The 19,344-nt window shown below is 47.7% G+C and carries 17 protein-coding genes; 6 read left to right on the top strand and 11 right to left on the bottom strand.

Annotation, left to right across the window (positions count from 1 at the left end; translation table 11 throughout):
• Positions 1-253: 253 nt before the first annotated feature.
• On the top strand, positions 254-2,914 hold the full coding sequence (locus BSZ32_RS04190; RefSeq protein WP_105042267.1) for a tetratricopeptide repeat protein: 2,661 nt from the start codon (positions 254-256) through the stop codon (positions 2,912-2,914).
• A gap of 454 nt (positions 2,915-3,368) precedes the next feature.
• On the opposite strand, the gene BSZ32_RS04185 is transcribed toward BSZ32_RS04190, so the two are convergent.
• The 4 genes from BSZ32_RS04185 to BSZ32_RS04170 all read right to left on the bottom strand — a co-directional run bounded on the left by BSZ32_RS04185 (position 3,369) and on the right by BSZ32_RS04170 (position 6,638).
• Positions 3,369-3,887 carry a hypothetical protein gene (locus BSZ32_RS04185; RefSeq protein WP_105042266.1) on the bottom strand — a complete coding sequence of 173 codons (519 nt, stop codon included), beginning with the start codon at positions 3,885-3,887 and terminating at the stop codon, positions 3,369-3,371.
• Between the two features lie 3 nt (positions 3,888-3,890).
• Positions 3,891-5,114 (bottom strand): AAA family ATPase, encoded by a 1,224-nt coding sequence (locus BSZ32_RS04180; protein ID WP_105042265.1) that lies wholly within the window; start codon positions 5,112-5,114, stop codon positions 3,891-3,893.
• 254 nt (positions 5,115-5,368) lie between these two features.
• Positions 5,369-5,857, bottom strand: coding sequence for a thioredoxin family protein (locus BSZ32_RS04175; RefSeq protein WP_165788638.1), 489 nt, complete (start codon positions 5,855-5,857; stop codon positions 5,369-5,371).
• A gap of 376 nt (positions 5,858-6,233) precedes the next feature.
• Positions 6,234-6,638 carry a translation initiation factor gene (locus BSZ32_RS04170; protein ID WP_105042263.1) on the bottom strand — a complete coding sequence of 135 codons (405 nt, stop codon included), beginning with the start codon at positions 6,636-6,638 and terminating at the stop codon, positions 6,234-6,236.
• A 371-nt stretch (positions 6,639-7,009) separates the two neighbouring features.
• Here BSZ32_RS04170 and BSZ32_RS20005 point away from each other — a divergent pair, with 371 nt between their 5' ends.
• Positions 7,010-7,132 carry a hypothetical protein gene (locus tag BSZ32_RS20005; RefSeq protein ID WP_276308398.1) on the top strand — a complete coding sequence of 41 codons (123 nt, stop codon included), beginning with the start codon at positions 7,010-7,012 and terminating at the stop codon, positions 7,130-7,132.
• A 206-nt stretch (positions 7,133-7,338) separates the two neighbouring features.
• On the opposite strand, the gene BSZ32_RS04165 is transcribed toward BSZ32_RS20005, so the two are convergent.
• The 7 genes from BSZ32_RS04165 to BSZ32_RS04140 form a co-directional block, all read right to left on the bottom strand.
• Complete coding sequence (locus tag BSZ32_RS04165) at positions 7,339-10,482, bottom strand: efflux RND transporter permease subunit (protein WP_105042262.1); 3,144 nt, start codon at positions 10,480-10,482, stop codon at positions 7,339-7,341.
• Positions 10,483-10,521: 39 nt separating this feature from the next.
• Positions 10,522-11,664 (bottom strand): efflux RND transporter periplasmic adaptor subunit, encoded by a 1,143-nt coding sequence (locus BSZ32_RS04160; RefSeq protein ID WP_105042261.1) that lies wholly within the window; start codon positions 11,662-11,664, stop codon positions 10,522-10,524.
• Between the two features lie 26 nt (positions 11,665-11,690).
• Positions 11,691-13,070: an efflux transporter outer membrane subunit gene (locus BSZ32_RS04155; RefSeq protein ID WP_105042260.1), complete on the bottom strand. Its 1,380-nt coding sequence runs from the start codon at positions 13,068-13,070 to the stop codon at positions 11,691-11,693.
• Between the two features lie 11 nt (positions 13,071-13,081).
• Positions 13,082-13,702: a TetR/AcrR family transcriptional regulator gene (locus BSZ32_RS04150; RefSeq protein WP_165788637.1), complete on the bottom strand. Its 621-nt coding sequence runs from the start codon at positions 13,700-13,702 to the stop codon at positions 13,082-13,084.
• Positions 13,703-13,851: 149 nt separating this feature from the next.
• A complete protein-coding gene (locus BSZ32_RS20530) occupies positions 13,852-13,953 on the bottom strand; it encodes a PEP-CTERM sorting domain-containing protein (protein WP_105044764.1) in 102 nt (33 codons plus the stop codon).
• Between the two features lie 87 nt (positions 13,954-14,040).
• The gene (locus BSZ32_RS20000; protein WP_276308397.1) at positions 14,041-14,163 is read right to left on the bottom strand and encodes a hypothetical protein; all 123 of its coding nucleotides are present in this window, start codon (positions 14,161-14,163) and stop codon (positions 14,041-14,043) included.
• The gene (locus BSZ32_RS04140) at positions 14,160-15,503 is read right to left on the bottom strand and encodes an LptF/LptG family permease (protein ID WP_105042258.1); all 1,344 of its coding nucleotides are present in this window, start codon (positions 15,501-15,503) and stop codon (positions 14,160-14,162) included. Before BSZ32_RS04140 ends, BSZ32_RS20000 begins: the two co-directional genes overlap by 4 nt.
• A 95-nt stretch (positions 15,504-15,598) precedes the next feature.
• Here BSZ32_RS04140 and BSZ32_RS04135 point away from each other — a divergent pair, with 95 nt between their 5' ends.
• The 4 genes from BSZ32_RS04135 to BSZ32_RS04125 all read left to right on the top strand — a co-directional run bounded on the left by BSZ32_RS04135 (position 15,599) and on the right by BSZ32_RS04125 (position 19,343).
• Entirely contained in the window at positions 15,599-16,432 is an 834-nt protein-coding gene (locus tag BSZ32_RS04135; RefSeq protein ID WP_105042257.1) for a rhomboid family intramembrane serine protease, read from the top strand.
• Between the two features lie 2 nt (positions 16,433-16,434).
• Positions 16,435-17,259 (top strand): nucleoside triphosphate pyrophosphohydrolase, encoded by an 825-nt coding sequence (gene mazG / locus BSZ32_RS04130; protein ID WP_105042256.1) that lies wholly within the window; start codon positions 16,435-16,437, stop codon positions 17,257-17,259.
• Positions 17,260-17,362: 103 nt separating this feature from the next.
• A complete protein-coding gene (locus BSZ32_RS18275) occupies positions 17,363-17,569 on the top strand; it encodes a hypothetical protein (RefSeq protein WP_129589585.1) in 207 nt (68 codons plus the stop codon).
• 700 nt (positions 17,570-18,269) lie between these two features.
• Complete coding sequence (locus BSZ32_RS04125; protein ID WP_105042255.1) at positions 18,270-19,343, top strand: phosphotransferase enzyme family protein; 1,074 nt, start codon at positions 18,270-18,272, stop codon at positions 19,341-19,343.
• The last annotated feature ends 1 nt before the right edge of the window (position 19,344 follow it).

The following is a 19,344-nucleotide window of genomic DNA, read 5'->3' as shown; positions in this document are numbered from 1 at the left end:
TCCCTTATAAATCAGGGGTGGACTGGCTTCCTTCAAAGATTGTGTGTCAGATGATTCAGTTAGATGGAAACGTTCGGAGCTTAAAAATAGCTTTACCTGCATTGGCTAACTGATAGTAGCTTGTGTGAAAATTTATGAACATTGAATTATTAAGAAAGAAAACTGCAATGGTTCTTCAAAGCTTAGAGAAAGGTATTGGAGATTCATTATAGATCAGGACAACTTGATGCCGGCTCACAGAAAATCAAGTGCTGTGAACGGTATAGTTGACAGGTGTTCAGAAGAAAGGTGGTCAAACATCTCTAATGATAGCTTAGCCCAAACTAAAGTGTTAGTTGAGTCTTCGTATTTTGGTGAATTGTTGGACCTTGCTGTGATATCCACGAAAGACACAAGTTACGAAGTATTGTGTAGATCTCTAAAAAGTAAGATTGAGTCTCTGGAAGTTTTTGTAATCAGAAATGCTATGGCTCATCCAAATCGAGAGTTTTTTGAAGTTTACTGGTATAGAATGGCGGCCATAGTAGCGGATCCAATTCTAGAGCATCTTGGAATATTCGGACCTAGAGCTGAACTAGAAGCTGCCGAAGACGGGGAAATTAGAGATGTTTCAGAAGAGTGGTGGTCACGAGGGGAGCGATATACATGGAATAACCTACCTAGCGACTTCGCTCATGATGTTACCGGGTTAATAGGTAGAAAAATAGAACTCGAAGAACTTAAATCTTTAATCGTAAGTAAGAGAAATCCTGTTGTAACAATCGTAGCTCCAGGAGGAATGGGAAAGACTGCAATAGCTCTAGACTCTTTGAACACCGTCGTTCACGATGTCAGTCTAGCAGAAAGTTTGGATGCTGTATTCTTTATCAGTCTGAAGCAGGAAGAGTTAACGGCCTCAGGTGTAAAGAAACTGGATGCTCCTGATTGCATGGAGGCCTTACAAAGGCATTTAGATGAATTAATTAAAGATTCAGACGTTGCTGATTCATCAAATGTTATCCTTTGTGTAGACAATCTCGAAACTGTTTTGCTGGATGGGAGTATGGAGTTTGATGATTGGTTAGAGAAAATGCCAGCACACTGGAAAATTATTATAACAAGTAGGATTGCGTTGGACGGTGCCAAAACATTCCCTCTTAAAGGTTTAAATACTCAAGGAGGAGAGCTACTTGCTAGAAAATATGCAGAGGCAATCGACCTACATAATGTCAGTAACGATCTACTCAAGTCAATAGCTGCTTCTTCAGCTTCAAATCCTTTGGCGATCAGGTTACAAGTCGATAGATTAAGAGCAGGGGGTGATGTAAATATAGTTTCTGGTCAAACTGAAGCTGACATTATTGATTTTTCATTTAGAGCTCTAGTGGAGAGCCTTCCTCAACATAGTTGCGATGTATTAGAGTGTTTGTTTGCTTGTGGAGGTTCAGCAGATCGAGGGCAAGTTCATATACTTTTGGGGCTTGCTGTCGAAGAAACAACAGAAGCAATAAACTGTCTGGGGCGAACTAGTTTGATAACAAAAGAATTGGACGAAGATTCTGAGACCTTAGAGTTAGCTGAGTCTGTTCGAATCATGCTTCGCGACCGGCCTCTAGACTTCAAATTAAGAAGCGAATTTGCCAAAAAAATTAACGCGACAAGGGCTGCCAACAGGCTTCATTCAAGTATCCAGAAACATAATACTGATCCAACTCATTGGGATTATATTTCAGAGTCCGTGCCTGATTATTTACGTAAAGTTTTAATCGATGCAATGCGATTATTCAAGAAGCCTGGTAGGCATGAAAAGGACTATCAACAAATAGAAAAAGTTGGTAAGTCTTTGCAAAGTCTTCCAAGAGAGAGTAAGAATTACGCTGAGTATTGGCTTACTTTAGGTAGATTGAGGGAGAGTCAAAGAGATTGCCAAAGCGCCTTAGAGGCCTATACCACAGCTTCAAAAATTGAAGGTTTATCATCGTCTTCAAATAAGTTGAGATATACATGTCGGCTCAATTTGGGTCGATTCTTATCTTCCGAAAGTATGGTTGATGAGGCAGTTGCGCATTTAGAAAAATTAAATGAATGTGAAGCTATGCTTGGGGAAGATATACCTGAGGTAGTAGTTACTCGTTTTTCTAGCATGTATGTTAGCTTGTTGATGAAATGCGATAGGATTGATTTAGCTTCAAGCCACTTAAATCTTGTGAAAAAACATAAAATCGCTGACACTTATAAAGGGTTTATACCTGCATGTAGTGCTCAGTTGGAGATTGCCAAAGTGAAAAGAATACATAAGTCTGACTGTCTTTCTGCCGTAAAAGGTTTAACTAGGTCCGCTGAAATTCCTAGTGATGCTCTATCTAAGGATAACGAGTCTCGGCACGCCATAGGAGCAACGTTATACTTAAATAAAGAGTTGGGACACCTTCTTTCAGCAATGCGGATCTCTGATTTGCTTGAGGAATCAACGACTAAACTTCTTTGTAAATCGGAAGAATTATATGAGCTAGTATACAACATATCAGGACTAAAGATCAGAGATAAAAGGGAGTTGCTTTCAGTCGTGAAAGATCTCATAAAAAAGTTAACTGATTCTAAAAATCTATTTAATAAGAGGTCTTGGCTGAGTCGTTGCGGCATCCAAATTATAGATAACTGTAAACATAAACTTGAGGAGGGGTGGATTCCTTGTGAAGTGGTCGTTGTGAATGGGGGTTATGAACTGCCTCGATTTATAATGTGTAAAGATGAAACGGGCCAAATGTATTTTGCGGGTAGACAAGGTCTCAAGGATTTGGACTTAATCGCATGGTCGAGAATTGAAAAAGGCTACAAGATTGCGATTAGCGGCATTTCTACTCCAGTCTCAGCTAAAGGGAGGGAGAGGGGGAGGGAAACATACCCTGTTCCTAAGTATTTGAGAGTTCTTTGATTAATCTGCAGATCGGTTAAAAAACTAAAAGCCCGCTAGGATTTCCCCGAGCGGGTTTTTTTTAGAGTGGCGTCTGAAGTCCATGTCTCTAGGGAATAGACAATATGTGAGGTGCGGCACATTACTAACGTCACAGGAGTTGATCGCCGAGGCTAAAGCTGCAATGAGCCCATCCGCTTACAAGAACTAGAGCGTGACCGTGACGCTCTGGTGGTGCACTACGTGCGAGCTGGGTAGTGGGGCTCACGGCTTCGAGGCTTATAAACGTTGGCTCAGCCGATGGTAGAGCCCGATTGCAACCTGTTGGCAGGACTGCTAGAACGTCTCTAGGGAACAGACAATATGTGAGGCGAAGACAGCAAAACCCTTGTTTATAAAGGATCTTTAAAATAGAGAATTCTCCATGAAGCTCTATGAGTTGTAGACTGTCATGCAATCTATGAGTAGACGCCTTTCACACCCCCATGAAGTTAAGTATGGCATCGAACTCCGGGAGGGTGCTTCTCTTGGCTTCTAGCAATTCTTTGGGAAAGAGCTGTGGGCACCTAGAGCGAAGCTTCATGGAGTAGCCCGCCTCATCGGTATTGAGCAGCTTGATGAAAGCAGACTTGAGCTCCTTCGAGCTACTGTGGAGGCCGCCTTTAGGTAATTCACCGAGGATGCTCAGCATCAGCCCTTCGAGGCACTGAGGAACCGAGAGAGCAAGGGTGATGCTGTTCTTTTTCAGGAATGCACTCTTTATCTTGTGCTCAATATCGCTATCGATAAGCAGCAGGCTTCTGTCATAGCAACCAAGCTTGAGTAGTTTATTAACGAGGCGATTGGCCACGTCTTGAGGTGACTTCCCTTGACCCTTATCGACCTTGATCTTGAGTCTCTTATCTTTATCAGCCTCGTAGACTTTCTTGAGGTGGTTAAGGAAGATGGCCTCAGTTTTTCCCTCACCGAAAAGGACGATACTTTCTCTGGCCATCGATTAGAAGAGATCGGGTTCAGGGATAGCATCGTAGCGACCGGCGTTGTAGTTGGCGAAGTGATTCTCATCACGGCGGACGCCTTTGTGCTGGCTCAGGCGCTTCACTGTACTCAGGTTGTCATCGTCTTTCTCGACCAGGAAGATCTGCTCCTTGGCTAGATGGTTGAGGACCTCTACATGATGACAGGTGAAGACCAGTTGAGCTCGTTTCGGGTTGGAGTCACGGTCTACAAAGAGGTCTAGTAAGAGTGGAATAAGGTGAGGGTGGAGGTCTGATTCCATCTCATCGATCACAGCGATACCACCGTCTGTGAGGACAGGTAGGAATGACCGCAGCAAGGTGAATAGTCGCTGGGTACCTGAGGATTCCTGTAAGAGAGAAAAGGTGAACTCACCGTTTGGTGTGTTGTGGGTGACAAACGGGAAGTGCATCTTCTTCGTGTCACCTTTATTCTGGCTCATCACTTCCACCTCGTGGACGTCGAACTTGGTGATGCCGAGGTCGGCCTGCTTGAGGCGAAGTTCTATATCGTCTTTGAAATGTGGGTTCTCGTGAAGGAAGTCTGCGCACTCACTCAGTTGGTCTGCCACAGAGCCAGTTTGTCTATCCATCTTTCCACCACGGGTAACATTGCATGCAAATTTACCGAGCGCGACATCGAGCTTTTTGAACTCCGAGCGACCAGTAACCATGCCGGCTGAGATCATAGAGGCATTGGGGCGATCCTTGAGGAGTTCAGCAATGAGGGAGGCATCAGTGTAGCCATCCTTCTGACTAACCAGAGCACTCTTCTTACCTTGCTTGCGGAGCAGCACGGTACGAAAGGATTTCGTCTGTTTGTAGTAACGCTGGAGGCGTTCAATGACCACAGCTTCAGTATTGAGCTCTAGATGGTAGCGGTAGACGTTGTCCTGGCCCTCGAACTCTAGTGTGAACTTGATAGGGGCATCACTGCCGATGAAGCCATCGACTGGGATGGATTCTGTAGTATCCAATTCTTTGTAGGAATGACGGATGAAGAAGTTAAGAAAAGAGAGGCTTTTGAGTAAGTTTGTCTTACCTGAGGCGTTTGGTCCAAATACGCCAGCGAGAATGCTCACCTGGTCTCCAGAGCTCGATTTCTCGAAGGAGTAATCTGTGGGAGTCTTGGCGCTGGTCGTTAAATCTAGCGTTGCTTCACTCTGGAGTGAGAAGAAGTTCTCGGTAGTGATCTTACGTATCATGACGTGCAGACAATACTCTAAAATGCTGAGAGTGCTACCAAAATGTTACAAGATTGACGTGAAAATGTTAAGTTAGTGTTATTTTTGAGGTTTTAGCCGTTTCAGGATTTGAGTCTCAGGGGGCTCTGGTGGAGCAGTACGTCGCGAGCTGGGTAGTGGAGATCAAGGCTGCAGGGCATATAAACGTTGGCTCGGACGATGGGAGAGCCCTAGTGTAAGCTGTTGGCTGGCATGCTAGAGCCGAGATCAAAAAGCTAGCGTGTGGAACTGGGAGCATGCTGCTGTAGAAAGTCGGCTATGCGGTCCGGATGCTCGTGATCTGAATCACGGAGACGTGTTTGACGCGTATCATTGAGGAGGCGGCCGGAGCCATCGAGGACTACGAAAACTGGAATGCCTTTTTTGATAGTTGCGTGATACCTCGCAACCAAATCGCCATTGTGGCCACTGTCACTTGGCCCGACATCGATACGAGTGACCAGATAGGAATCCCGTAGGATACGGGATATCTCTGGATCAGACTGCAACAACTCCACCGTCTGCGTGCTGTCCGAACACCAATTGGCTCCATAGATGAGCAAAACGTGCTTTCCACTCTTCTGAGCAGAGGAAAGAGAACGGGAGACCTGAGCCTTGGCATCAGCGGTTTTATCAAATGCTCCAGGGCCGTCGTAAGGAGGAGCGGTCGCACAGGAGGTGATCAGGACCAACAACGAAAACAGGAGAATAGAGCAGTATTTCATAGAGCAAAGGGAGAGCAGTGAAGCCAAGGAATAAGAAACTAACATCCCCCCTTTCCTCGTCAACGCCGTATAAGTCGATCTACGTAAAACTATTCATTTCTACGCATTTCTACGGAACAGACAATATGTGATCTGAAGGCACCAATCTCTTTATTTAAAGGGAATCTCCCCAGTGTCATTTTTCTATGAACGATGCATGGGTGATCTATGCGTCAGTTTTTTTGAGAGAGAACTATGTGAGTTCACAGGCAGCCATATGTTTCCTTGGTTGGGATGCTTGATTGTCCCTGGCTTTCGAAATTTTCGTGTGTTTCGCGGTAGAATGTTTCATTTTGTAGGCGGATGTACCCAAACTGACACTGGTGAAAGGCATCCGCTAGCCACCGGCGAAAACTGGTTTGAAGCCGGCTTCAGTTAGGATGCGCTTCATCTCGTCTCGTTTGTCGCCTTGGATTTCGATGCAGCCATCCTTGACGGTGCCGCCTACGCCGCAGGCTTTCTGGATCATCTTCGCTAGTTGTTGTTTTTCGGCAAGTCCGATCCCGATGAAATTCTTGGCGACCGTGACCGCTTTGCCACCGCGATGCGCCGTCTGACGGACGATGTCGACACGCCCTCGATTGGTATTTTTCTGACCGCGCGTGGGGATTTTCACTGTGCTGACAGGCAGAGCGCCTTCTGGTCCTGTAGGCAGGTTTGCGAGTGCGTCCAATGCTCCAAACGCATTGGGGATTTGCAGATTTTCAGCAGAACTATCAGACTTTCTTTTCTTCCGACTCATGGAGTGGATTCAATGGCAAATCTCAAAAGAATTCACGCTTATTCGATTTGATCGATTAAAATGGGAATCAAAGGACTGATCTAAATGGCAAGCTTTCAAGCTCAGATTTGCTAACTCTGAGGTCCGTGGCGGTGGTTTCCAACCGCCAAGCCCAAGACTATCAAATACGGACGAGGCGGTTAGAAGCCTCCGTCACACTCCCAAGTATCACTCTGCCAATCAAAAAAACTGATACCCTCAAAATAGAGCTCGGCACATAGCGTCGAATACCAGACTCGCTCTTGGAGCAGCATGTATAGGGCTTGTTGGGTGAGCAGAAGTTTGCTGGTGAGGTCTGAGGACTGTGAGTCAGCAGTTTCGCCGGAAATTTTTTGAGCGACCGAGACGGTCGCGGTACGTGGTGCGACCGTCTCGGTCGCTTTGAGCTGATCGGCGAAGGCCTACTTTTCGATCTATTGGGTGAGTGGAATCTCTCTCTACCAAACCTCATGTAAATCGAGGGGGGCACTTCATCTAGCGTTCGGGCCTCCACAGGCCAGCAGTGCTGGAGCATCCTGAACGCCTAGCTCCTGCATGTGTATGGAGGGACAGAACTTGTATAGGGCTTCCAAGACTTCTCCCTCAAATTTTCACTATGTCTTTCATCGGTTTCCAAGTTCGTAATTAACAACATTCGGACAATCTAACATATTAGGTGGTGTTACTTGCTGTAGACGTATTTTAAGCCGTCTTTGATGTCTTTAGATATAATCAATATCACGGGAAGTAGAAAGAGTGTGATGATGGTGGCGAAGAGAATACCAAAGGCGAGTGAGGCTGCCATCGGCTTGAGGAACTGAGCTTGAACCTCGGTCTCACGTAACAGTGGGTAGAGTCCAAAGAAGGTAGTGAGTGATGTCAAAAAGATCGCTCTGAACCTGTCGGCACCAGCTCTTTTACAGGCGTCTAGCAAACTGTGGCCTTCCTTTCTGAGGTCGCTGACGCGGCAGACTAGTACCAGCGAATCGTTCACTACGACTCCTGAGAGGGCGAGGATTCCGAAGACGGAAAGGATGGAGACTGGGATGTCCATTATGTAGTGTCCGACTAGAGCACCAATGATACCAAAGGGGATGACCGACATGATGATAAGCGGTTGGAGATAACTTTTCAGCGGTATGGCGATCAGTATATAGATGAAGATTATGGAGAATAGAAAACCGACCTGTAGAGATTTCATGGACTTCATTCTTTGTTCCACTTCACCACTAGCACTGATCGCAATACTTGGGTATTTGGCTAACATTTTTGGATAGTATTCTTCTGTTAGCCGCTTTTGGATTTCATCTGATGAAGTGATCGTTTTATCGATCGATCCTTCGACAGCCACGACGCGCTTATTATCATATCGTTCAATCGAGGCTAGCGACTCTGAATACTCGGTATTCGCGACAAGGGAGAATGGCACCGCGGTACCATCGGATTTTCGAATACGCATATTGCGTAGGGTTTCTAAGGAGCCGCGTTGTTCGAGCGGATAGCGCACCATGACACGCACTTCCTCGCGGCCTCGCTGGACGCGCTGGGCTTCACGGCCGTAAAAGGCGTCTCGCACACCGGTGGCGAGATCTCGCTTGGTGATTTGCGCAGCCTGGGCTTCGGGGGTGATAGAATAAAGTATCTCAGGCTTTCCTGAGTCGAAGGTGTCTAGAACATCGTAGACGCCCGAGTAAGTAGCGACGACTGATTTGAGGTCTTCGGCTGCGAGTTTAAGTTCATCGAGGTCATCCGATTCGAGATTGATTACAAAATCACCGCCGGGAGGCCCGGCTTTGGCGGCAAATGAAAGCGAACGGGCGCCAGCAATCTGACCGACGGCCATACGCCAGTCTTTGATGATTTGTGCTGTAGTGAGAGATTCGCGGGTAGTTGAGCGTGTCAGCTCGGTCACTACGGATACCTTGGTGTTATTACTAGAAGAAATCTGGACTTCGACGAAAGGATTCTGGCCAAAGTTTTTTTCGTATCGAGCACCCAGTTCTTGAGATGCTTGCTCGATCCGAAAGGCTGAGGCGTGGAGGTAATCTACCGATTGGCCTTGTTCTAGTTCGAGGGTGACTGAAATGTTGTCCTGGTAGATGTTAGGAAAGAAGACGAATCGTAATTGGCCTGCAGGGAGTAAACTAACAACGAGAATAAGTATGGCGATGAATGCCGCAAATACAGCGTAGCGCCAATCAATGAAGGTGCGGATGAGTGGACGATAGACTGAGTCTACGACCCATGTAAGACCTCGTGCGATGGAGCCCTGAAATCTTGACCAGGCTCTAGAAATGGCATTAGCAGGTTTTCTGTGCACGTTGAGATGTGCTAGGTGGGATGGGAGGATGAGCTTCGACTCGATCAGTGAGAAAATCAGGCAAAGAATGACGGTGGTGGCTATTTGGCCAAAGACATTACCCATACGTCCACTGACTTGAGTGAGCGGCAAGAAGGCTGCAATGGTGGTGAGGACACCAAAGGTTGCAGGGGTGACCACCTTGCTGACTCCTCGTACCGTCGAACGAATATAGCCTTCGCTGTCACTGACGCTCTTCTGCTGTTCTTTTTCGGAGTAAATAGACTCACCGATGACAATGGCATCATCCACTACAACTCCTAACACGATGAGGAAACCAAAGGCCGAGATGACATTTACTGAGAGTTCAATGCCTGCAATAGGGAAACACGCAAGAGCTCCTGCCAGTGAAACAGGCACACCTACGGCCACCCAAAATGCGAGGCGGAGATTGAGGAATAATGTGAGGATCAAGAAAACTAGCGACACCCCGAGAAGTCCATTCTTACCAAGTAAGACCAGCCGGTCACGGATGCTGGTCGCCCCATCATACCAACCTGCGACCTTGATGCCTTCAGGAAGTTTATTTGCCTTAGAGTATTCTTCAACCGTGGCACGCGCTTGAGCTACGGCCTTAAGGATGTCGTCATTGCCTTCGGTCTTGATTCTAAGGCTAATAGAGGGTTGGCCTCTGTAGCGATTGATGAATTTTTGATCGATGAAGCTGTCGCGGACGTTGGCTACATCACTGACGAAAATCCGAGTTCCATCAGAGTCGGTGCGCACAGGAATATTTTCGAAGTCGGCCTTGAGGTAAGCTTGGTCGCGGGAGCGCAGTGAGATGTCTCCGCGCTCAGAGCGTATCACTCCACCACCTAGATCGAGTGAGTTGTTTGAAATAGCGCGTGCTAATTCATCAAATGTGAGGTTGTAGAGGCGAAGCTTTTGCTCGGATGGTTCGATCGATATTTCATAATCACGGTCGCCCAGAGTTTCTACTTTTGAAATGGCATCTTGCCTTAGTAGAACGTCTCGTAAGTTTCGGGCCGCTTCTTTGAGAGTGGCTTCTGAGGCGTCACCATAGAGCTCCAACCAGAGGACTTCATTGCTCCGTTTTTTTTCGATGATTACTGGTTTTTCAGCTTGTTCTGGGAAACTCTGAATCGCATCGACTTGGATTTTAACATCGTCTAGCAGCTTCGAAATCGGATACTTTTCCTTCGCTTGTATGGTGACGATGGCAATGTTGTCCTTACTGATCGAGCGGATATGTTCGATGCCTTCAACTGACTGGAGCGATTCTTCAATCTTGATAGCGACCCCGCGTTCGACATCCTCAGGAGTGCCGCCGCGGATAGGGACCATGACCTGAACAGTTTCTGCGGCAAACGCAGGGAAGCCTTCTTTCCGTACTGTGAAGGCAGTGAATATTCCCGCCGCTAATATAGAGAACATCAAGATATTCGCCACAACTGGGTTGCTGGCGAACCAAGTGATGAAAGGGTGCTTTTGAAGAGGTGATGACACGACGCTATGTGTAGGTGTTAGGTGACTGCACAGAAGAAGTTACTGGCTAAGAGTTTTGACTAGCATGCCTGTACGGAAGTTGGTCAAAGGCCTAGAAACGATCTTGAGTGGTGGAGTCAAACCTGGGTCGATCAATTTGAGATAAGCCATGCCTTTGTGGCTGTGGATACGCTGAGTGTTGATTTTTACGAGCTTCATCTCAGAGTCAACAACCCAAAGATAGGAGTCATTCACCAGAGCTACTTCAGGTACTTCCATTGCTTCTGGGACTTCTTTGGTCGGAATGGTGGCCCTGACAAATGTCCCAATGGGTAATGAGGCCTTTCCTTTGTACGGGTGAGTAATCTCGGCGATGACGAAGACTACTTGATTGGTCGGGTCAATGATCGGGTCAGTTCGGCTCAAGGTGGCTGTCCATTCGGCTCCAGGTTTTGTCGGGCTAGTCAAGATGATCGAGCTTGGTTCTGTTGACTTGTTAGGCAGTTCTATCCGTGCTGCTTGTTCAGGTGTGAGTGGTAAGCGAATCTCAGCCATCTCAGTGGCGACTAAGGTGCCCAGCGGCTTCTGGGAAGTGGCATAGTTTCCGATCGAGGCCGAGCGTTCACTAATAACTGCATCGAATGGAGCTTTGAGAGTGCAACGGTCTATATCAGTTTGGGCTTTATTCTTGGCTGCTTCAGAGGCTGCGATGCTAGCGAGTGCCGCCGCGAGTTGAGGTTTGCGGAGAACAAAGGGGGAGGCGGAGGAGAGTTCTCTGCCAGAGGCTTTCCAATCTCCTTCAGCTTGTTTCGATCGGATGATTTCCTCTTCTAGCGTGCGGTTGTTAGTCGAGAGTGTTGCAGCTTCTCGTGCTAGGATCGCTTCGTAATCGGTGGTGTCGATGCGTGCTAGTACCGTTCCTTTGCTCACCTCTCTACCCACTCTAAAGGTGTCTGCAACAAAGGTGATATTGCCACTAACTTGTGGCGTGATTGCAGTCTCAAAATAGCTTTTGACTGTGCCGAAGGTGAGGACAGGAGGGCTATGGGTGTCAAGACCAACCGTGAGGGTCGAGACTGTGGGCACCACTGCGGGGGGCTGTTTGCTCTTAAGTAGAGGTTTTGAGCCGATCATTTTGATAGCCACACCACGAGCAGCTAGGAGGATTAACAATGGGATGAGAATTTTGAGTACTAATTTCACGTGTGTAGATAGATGAGTTAGAAAAATTAAAGTGCCTTACCTAAGGCGAGAGCGAGCGATACGCGGTTCTGGTAGCGCAGAGCCCGAATATTGATGAGTGATTCTTCAGTGGCGAATGTTCTACGCTGGACAGCGAGTAAATCGAGGATGTTGATCAGCCCGTTGTCGTAGCTTCTTAGTCCACGCGATTCAGCGCTTTGGGCGGCAGTGAGAGCCTTGCCGGTTGCTGAGTACTGTTGTCGTAAATAGTTCTCTGATCCCAAGGCATTTTCAACTTCACGGAAGGCGTTGAGCACTATGGATTGATAGTCAGCGAGGGCTCGCTTGGCTCTGGCATTGGAGGCTCCTAGCTCCGCACGTCTTGCTCCACCGTCGATTAGCGGAGCGCTGAGGCTGGCAAGTAATGACCAGGCATTGAAGTTAGAGTCTGCTAGATTTTTTAGAATATTCGACTGCTGGCCGTAACTAGCGGTGAGTGTGAAATCGGGATAAAGGTCGCGGTGAGCAACAGTCACTCTCGAGTCAGCAGCTCTGATGCGTTGGTACGCAGCATCAATGTCCGGGCGCTTCAGCATCAGAGTGGATGGAATGTTAGCTTGGACACTGCGGCTGAGTGTTGGCCATTTTGTGGCTTTGCTGGAGTTGTTAGGATAGGCGCCAGTGAGTGTGGCTAGTCTTCTAGCAGCCTTGTCGCGGTCGTCTTTACGTAGCGCGACCTGTGATCTGGTATTCTCAATGTCTGTTCGAGCGAGGTCGAGAGATCCTAGATCGGCAGTGCCAGCCTCAAACCGACGGTTGACGAGATCGAGAGTCTTCTTAAATGAAACTAATCTGCGCTCTGAGAGCTCTAGTAAACTACTTGTTCGCAAGAGATCGAAATACGCTTGAGCAGTTTGCGCTACAATCGATTGTCTTGCTGATGCATAGTCAGCAGCTGCTGCCGCTTGGTCGCTTGTTGAGGCGCTCACGCCTGCACGGATGCGGCCCCATACATCGACTTCCCAGCGGGCGTCGAGCGAGGCAGTGTAACTCTCGGAGCTGACTGAAGAAAAGCCTGAAGGGTTACTTGTGTTTGTTCCAGCGCCGAGGTTGGCGTTGAGGGTCGGGCTGAGTCCAGCCTGAGAGCGTCTTGTGTTGTAGCCAGCTTCTTCTAGACGAGCTGCACTGGATCGTAGGTCAGGGTTGTTTTTAACTGCCTTGGAAATGTAGTTTTTTAGCTGCGGGCTAGGAAATAGACTGACTAGGTTTTCGCTAATCTCTGGGACTGGTGGTTGAGTCGCATCGTAGCGTGCTGGGATATCCAATGAAGCTTTCGCGTTGGGGGAGAGGGCGCCTGGTTGCTGGACACAGCTGGCGATAGTGAAAGGCAATACAATCCCAATCAGGGAAGAGGCGATCTTAGACATATTTGCCTTCGTTAGATTGAGTGTGACAGTTCCTTGACTGCCAGGGATTTGGTGGCAGCCAGGATAGCCGTCACTTGTTGCTCGATGAATGCATCTAACGTTTCTTTAGCTGGGTCGTCGCCGAAGATTTTACCCATCACGAAGGGGTGCTTAGCTACGATAGCGGCGAGACTGAGGAAGTTGAGAGTGGCTACAGCGTAGGTCTGTTCGTCAGCCGCTCCTAAATATTCAACTAATAGGGGCATGAGTGGTTCGACTTGCAGAGTGGTCACTTCAGCGCAAATGGTATCAATCGGTGAGCCTGGTGAGTGTAGCGTCATGCTCATGATTCGATTATAATCACCAGCGGTGCCTTTGTCTAAAGTTCGGCTGACAATTGCCCGCGCAAAAGCTGCCAGCTTTTGTTCGACTGGGGCGTTCTTCGGAAGCTTTCCACTGATAGGGTGGCTCTGCTCCGCGACAGCAAAGGCTTTGCGTAACACCTGAGTGAAGAGCTTTTCTTTAGATCCAAAATAATAATTCACCGCAGCGATGTTTGCCTTAGCTCCGCGAACGATCTCCGCGACCTTCCCGTCGCGGTAACCGGATTTTGAGAATACGCGAATCGCACTGCTGATGAGTTTGTCCTTCATTGTCATTATTACACTTATCTATTAGATCGAGTGATTTGCAAATTAATTTTTGAAATGGCTATTTTAAAACGAATGGCAGTTCTAAATAAAAGGGCCTGCATCAAGGATGATGCAGGCCATTAGGAAGGTGTTGGTAATTTAAAGTAAGACTATTTACGTCGGCGAATGCCTAGTCCAAATAGGAGTGATCCGAGTAGTAATACACAGGATGAAGGTTCAGGGACGAGATATGATGAGCCGTCAGCAGTGATCGGGTCAGCATTATGCCATACGAAATAGCATCCAAAGACTTACTGAAGTAATAGTCACGAGTCGGAGCTATATAGGTGACAGCAGCTTTAGCTGTTCTGGAGAAATAATTGCCCAAGCTTGGCTGCTGAGTCCTGATTTTCGTAGCGGGCGTAGGTGACACTGTATGGGAAGACGGATGTGTCACCATGAAGCCGTTGAGCTACGCTCACGATGCGAACCAATTTTTGACTGTTTGGTAGATCGGTTGGCCAGTCATGCGGCGGTGGAAGAGAATCATGGCGACGAAAGTGAAAAGGACATTGGTGGCCCAAGCTGCGACAACTGGCGGGAGATGACCAGACTCACCTAAGGTCGGAAAAACTGTGGAGCAGAAAATCATACCAGCGCAGAGGAAGATGGCGACAGCGACACCTCCACCCACACCACGTCTGTTGAAAACGATCCCTAGTGGCGCTGCTAGCATGATGGTGATCATGCAGATGAAGGGGGCGGCAAATCTATAATGCCAATGGGTGAGGTAGGAGCGCTTGTCAGAGAGCGGGTGGTCCCGGTGGTTAGAGAGCCAACTAGTAAGTCCAGGGATTCCCATAAAGGGTGGTTTCAAGCCTGGGTTGATGATTTGGTAGGGAGTTTCCGGCCAATCAAAAGTGAGGTTGCCTTGGTGTTTGGTGACCTGTTCTTTGCCTTGCTTGAAGGTGAAGACTAGCGGGGACTCTAACTCCCAAAGTCGCTTGTTGATCGACCATGATGCTGATTTAGTGATGATGCGCTGGATGACTTGGCTCTTTTCATCGAGAACTGAAATGCTAACGGATTTCAGTGGTTTTCCGTGTTGGTGTTCCGCTGGGAACGCTCCGACATACCAGTGGCGGGTGTCATCGGCATTTTGGTAGGCCACGTGGCGGGCTTCGCTGGCTGCGATGCCGCGAGCTTCTTCGAGGATGCTTTTTTCTTGGCTGTCCGCATAGGGTGCCCAGTGGTAGCTAAAGATGATGCATAGCAAAGTGCAGAGGAAACCAAAGCCGACGAGTGGGGCTACGATGCGCGTGACGCTTCTTCCGGTCTGAATCATCGCGACGATTTCCTGATTTTTAGACATTTTCCCAAGAGCCCAGAGCAAGGCTAACATGAGAGAATAGGGGAGAATGAATACCAACAATGACGGTAATTTGATGAGGTAGTGTTTACCCATGAGCCACATCATCCGTTCATTTTCTTTAAAGTCAGAGAGGTTGTCCTGGATGTCTTCGAGGAACATCACAATGAATAAAGCGCCAAAGCATATAGCGAAGGCATTGAGGAATACCTTAATAGTGTAGCGGTCTAGAGTGTCGGATAGCCGATAGATAACCGAGGCTATAAAGGGGATGAAAAAGGTGAACGCCAGCAGCCATGGTCGGAGCTGGTATGCTGGAACGACAGAGTTAGGGAAGCCAATGATTTGTTGTTCGACTGCGGCACTCTCAATTGGGCATAGCAAATACGTGGCGACTCCTCCTAGAAGAAGGAGGATGGTGGGCCAGGTGAGATTGCTGAGAGCCTTGGGCATGCGCTGAATGTGTGCTTGAAGGAGGTGGACTGCAATCCAAAAGGCGCTTTGATTTCATTTGCAGTAAGTGCCGACCGTGCTAAGGATGCTACTGGATGTTTAACAATAGAACAGGGAATCAAATGAGTAGCCGATTTGTCGGAGCTCCCGTTACCAAATGGCTTTTGATCATCAATATAGCTATTTATGCGTTAGATTTTTTTGGTGCAGGCAACAATAGTTTAGGCCGTCTAACTCCCTACGGTGCTTTTGAAATTGGCGCATGCTTTGATTTCCACCAATACTGGAGATTGCTGAGTTTTCAGTTTCTTCATGCGAGCCCGATGCATCTGATCTTTAATATGTTCGCTGTTTATATGTTTGGAGGGATGGTCGAGCGGGCATTGGGGTCGAGACGCTTTGCGGCGTACTATATACTCTGTGGCGTAGCTGGTGCCTTATTCTATACCTTACTTGCTTTGGTCGGATGGCTAGGGTTTTCTTGGTTAGTGGGAGCCTCCGCTGGGATTTTTGGAATTCTAGTGGCTTTGATTGTGATCGCCCCGGACATGAAGGTGATGCTGATTTTTCCTCCAATCCCGATGAAGATGAAGACCTTCGGAATGATCATTTTAGGTATAGGTGTATACACTGTACTCACCTCTGGAGATAATGCTGGCGGCGAGGCTGGACATTTGGGGGGGGCTCTACTTGGGTTTATCTTGATGAAGAACCCTTGGATGCTGAATTGGGTCGATAGTATAGTTTCAAAGCAATCAACAGCGCGTGGTCCAAGGGCAGACTATTCGCCTAAAATTAAGCCGCGAACGAAGGTGAATATGGAGAGTTCTGAGGTGGATCGTATTTTAGATAAAGTCACACAGCATGGTGTTCACTCATTGACCGAGGAGGAACGCGCCACTTTATTACGTATTTCAAAGCAGGACTAGTTATGAACGATACTGAGATGATAGAGTGCGCGGAGCCTTCGCGTCAGATGGAGCGATTGCGTGAGATTATGCATCGATTACGCGCTCCGGGTGGTTGTCCGTGGGATGCTGAGCAAACGCATGAAAGTATCGTGCCTAACTTGATCGAGGAAGCGTATGAGACAGTGGATACGATCAAGCGTGGAGATATGGAGCACATGCGCGAAGAGCTAGGTGATCTCTTGCTTCAGGTGGTGTTCCATAGCGAAATAGCCGAGGGCAATGGCCATTTCAACTTTGATGATGTCGCGCGGGGAATTTCTGAGAAGCTTGTGCGCCGCCATCCACATGTTTACGCCGAGAGCGTGGTGAGTGATACTGATGGAGTGCTCAATCAATGGGATGCGATCAAGCGCCAGGAAAAAGGAACCGAACAACATCCCTACCTCTACGGTGTGGGCGATGGCCTTCCCGGCTTGTTGAAAGCTGCGAAATTACAAAAAAAAGCAAGTAAAGTCGGTTTCGATTGGCCAGACGCGAGCTCGATCATTGAGAAAGTTCACGAAGAGCTCAATGAGGTCGTGGAGGAACTCAGTGATTATGAAGAAACAGGAGTCGTTAGTAAGGCTTTGGAATCTGAGATCGGGGACTTGCTTTTCGTGGTGGTCAATCTAGCGCGTAAGCTAAAGGTGGATCCAGAAGTCGCAATTGACCTGACAAATAATAAATTTGTGAGACGCTTTTCAGTGGTGGAGAGTAGGCTGAAAGAACGTGGAATCGAGCTCGATGCTGCCACTTTAGCAGTGATGGAGGAAGAGTGGCTCGCGGCTAAAAAATCAGACTTGTAATTGAAGCGTCAAGGCCGATTGGCTAGATGGTTGCTAAGTCTTAGGTTAGCGGACTAGAACTCATTTTGCTGAAAATGTCGGCCTCACTTTTTCAATAGTAAGTGTGAAGTTAACCCAATTACCTATTCCCACTGCGAGGCTAAAACTCAGAACTGCGACTGAAGAAGCTGAAGTCAATCTACTTCGTCAAACTCTCAACCGTGAGTATTATCTCAAAGCTGGGAGGGCTGCAGGTTACACCATTCCACGAGCACGACTCAGTCAACGGAGCAATGGATCACTACGCGAATCATTCATGGCAAACCATTAACCTCATCCCAAAATTGATCATCAGCGCCCGCTAGCCAGCCAGTCGCCCAGACCAACCGGGCTAGGCCAAATATTATGAGTTTGCTTTTTGGGTAAGGATTAGGGTGCGAGATTTTGAGGTGCCTATCGTTTGATTGTTTTGCTTTCATTGAAGTATTTTTCTATTTTTTGTAGAAATATCTACTATTGGCGCGTCCGATCGTTGTTTATGTCACCCACTCGTCCCGGGCCTCAGGAAAAAGCTTCATTCCAACCCCGTTCATTTTGGATACATATTTTTTCATCTCTCCCAACTAGTTCCATTCCCTGACGGATCAGGTCGCCGAATCGATTCGGTGAGAGATTTGGAAAATCGAGCGGGGTGAAGCCAGGGCGGGACGAACAGGCGAAGGAGCTTGGGGTCAGCGGCAAACTGGGTAACGGCGTCATAACGTAACGGGTTTAGGCATAGAAAAGGCGCAATTTGCGATCGATGCTCAATGACATACGGCTAGCATCCTATGCATTCTGTGTAGGGAAAGGGGGGACAATTGCCATTAACTGTACCCCTTATTTCTTTCGTGGGTTTAGTGTTGTAGAATTCCTCAAATCAGTTTCAAATGCGGACTCATCGAACAACCCTTTGTATCTATTTTGAACCACCCATCACCGCTGTTAAATCCCCTCCACTCTACGATTAAGGCAATAAGCATGAGTTTGCTATCTCTGGTGATTTTGTAGAAGGACACGAGATAAACTCAGGGCTCATCAATACCACTTACATCGCGACTTATGTCCGAGATAATGGGGTGAAGAATCGCTACATTCTCCAGCGTATAAACGAGAAAGTTTTCACTGATCCGCTGGCTGTGATGCACAATGTCGAGTGTGTTACCCGTCACATCAACTGGAAGGTGTTGAGAGTGAAGCGCGATCTCGGCGGGCAAACGCTCAACTTATACCCAGCAAGAGGGGGGAAGTTTTATGCAAAGGGGGAGGGTGCTGGCGTCTGGCGGTGCTACAACTTTATTGAAGGTTGTCATACCTATGACATTGTCGAGAACACTCGACAGGCCTACCAAGCGGCCCGTGCATTTGGCTCATTTCAAGATCTAGTTTCAGACCTTCCAACGGAAGATATCTTAGAGACAATTCCAGATTTTCACAATACTCCTCGTCGTTTTGCTCGTCTCATGGAGTTGGTTGAGTCTGACCCGATGGGACGACTCGAGTCGGTTCAGGACGAAGTTGATTTTGTTAAACAACGTGAAACTCTGTGTTCGAGCCTAATCAAGCAGCTCGATGCCGGAGACTTACCTCAACGCATCACCCACAACGATACAAAGCTGAATAACGTGATGATGGACTCTGAGACTGATGAGGCAGTGTGTGTCATCGACCTCGATACAGTAATGCCTGGGTTGTCTTTATATGATTTTGGGGACTTAGTGAGGACTGCCACTAGTCCTGCTGCTGAGGATGAAGTAGACCTCACTAAAGTTGAAATGAGGATGTCGATGTTTGAGGCATTGGCTGAAGGTTATCTAGATGGCTGTGATTGCTTGACTGCTAAGGAGATTGAAAATCTCGTGACAGGCGGAAAAGTGATTACGCTGGAGACTGGAATACGTTTCCTCGCAGATTATCTCGAAGGCGACGTGTATTTTAAGACTGATCACGCCTCCCATAACCTTGATCGCTGCAGAACTCAACTCAGGCTGGTGGAGTGCATTGAGGAAAAGGAAGATGCTATGGAAAACTTTGTGCAGCGTATCTCGAAAGCTAAGCGAGACTAAG

The organism is Rubritalea profundi (assembly GCF_002954445.1).
Taxonomy (GTDB): domain Bacteria; phylum Verrucomicrobiota; class Verrucomicrobiia; order Verrucomicrobiales; family Akkermansiaceae; genus Rubritalea; species Rubritalea profundi.
This window is presented reverse-complemented; position numbering and strand designations above follow the sequence as displayed.

Bases quoted from the DNA above. Each gene is read 5' to 3' on its own strand.
- BSZ32_RS04180 (WP_105042265.1), bottom strand. From the start codon at position 5,114: ATGATACGTAAGATCACTACCGAGAACTTCTTCTCACTCCAGAGTGAA.
- BSZ32_RS04175 (WP_165788638.1), bottom strand. From the start codon at position 5,857: ATGAAATACTGCTCTATTCTCCTGTTTTCGTTGTTGGTCCTGATCACC.
- BSZ32_RS04150 (WP_165788637.1), bottom strand. From the start codon at position 13,702: ATGAAGGACAAACTCATCAGCAGTGCGATTCGCGTATTCTCAAAATCC.
- BSZ32_RS04185 (WP_105042266.1), bottom strand. From the start codon at position 3,887: ATGGCCAGAGAAAGTATCGTCCTTTTCGGTGAGGGAAAAACTGAGGCC.
- BSZ32_RS04140 (WP_105042258.1), bottom strand. From the start codon at position 15,503: ATGCCCAAGGCTCTCAGCAATCTCACCTGGCCCACCATCCTCCTTCTT.
- mazG (WP_105042256.1), top strand. From the start codon at position 16,435: ATGAACGATACTGAGATGATAGAGTGCGCGGAGCCTTCGCGTCAGATG.
- BSZ32_RS04135 (WP_105042257.1), top strand. From the start codon at position 15,599: ATGTTTAACAATAGAACAGGGAATCAAATGAGTAGCCGATTTGTCGGA.
- BSZ32_RS04155 (WP_105042260.1), bottom strand. From the start codon at position 13,070: ATGTCTAAGATCGCCTCTTCCCTGATTGGGATTGTATTGCCTTTCACT.
- BSZ32_RS04170 (WP_105042263.1), bottom strand. From the start codon at position 6,638: ATGAGTCGGAAGAAAAGAAAGTCTGATAGTTCTGCTGAAAATCTGCAA.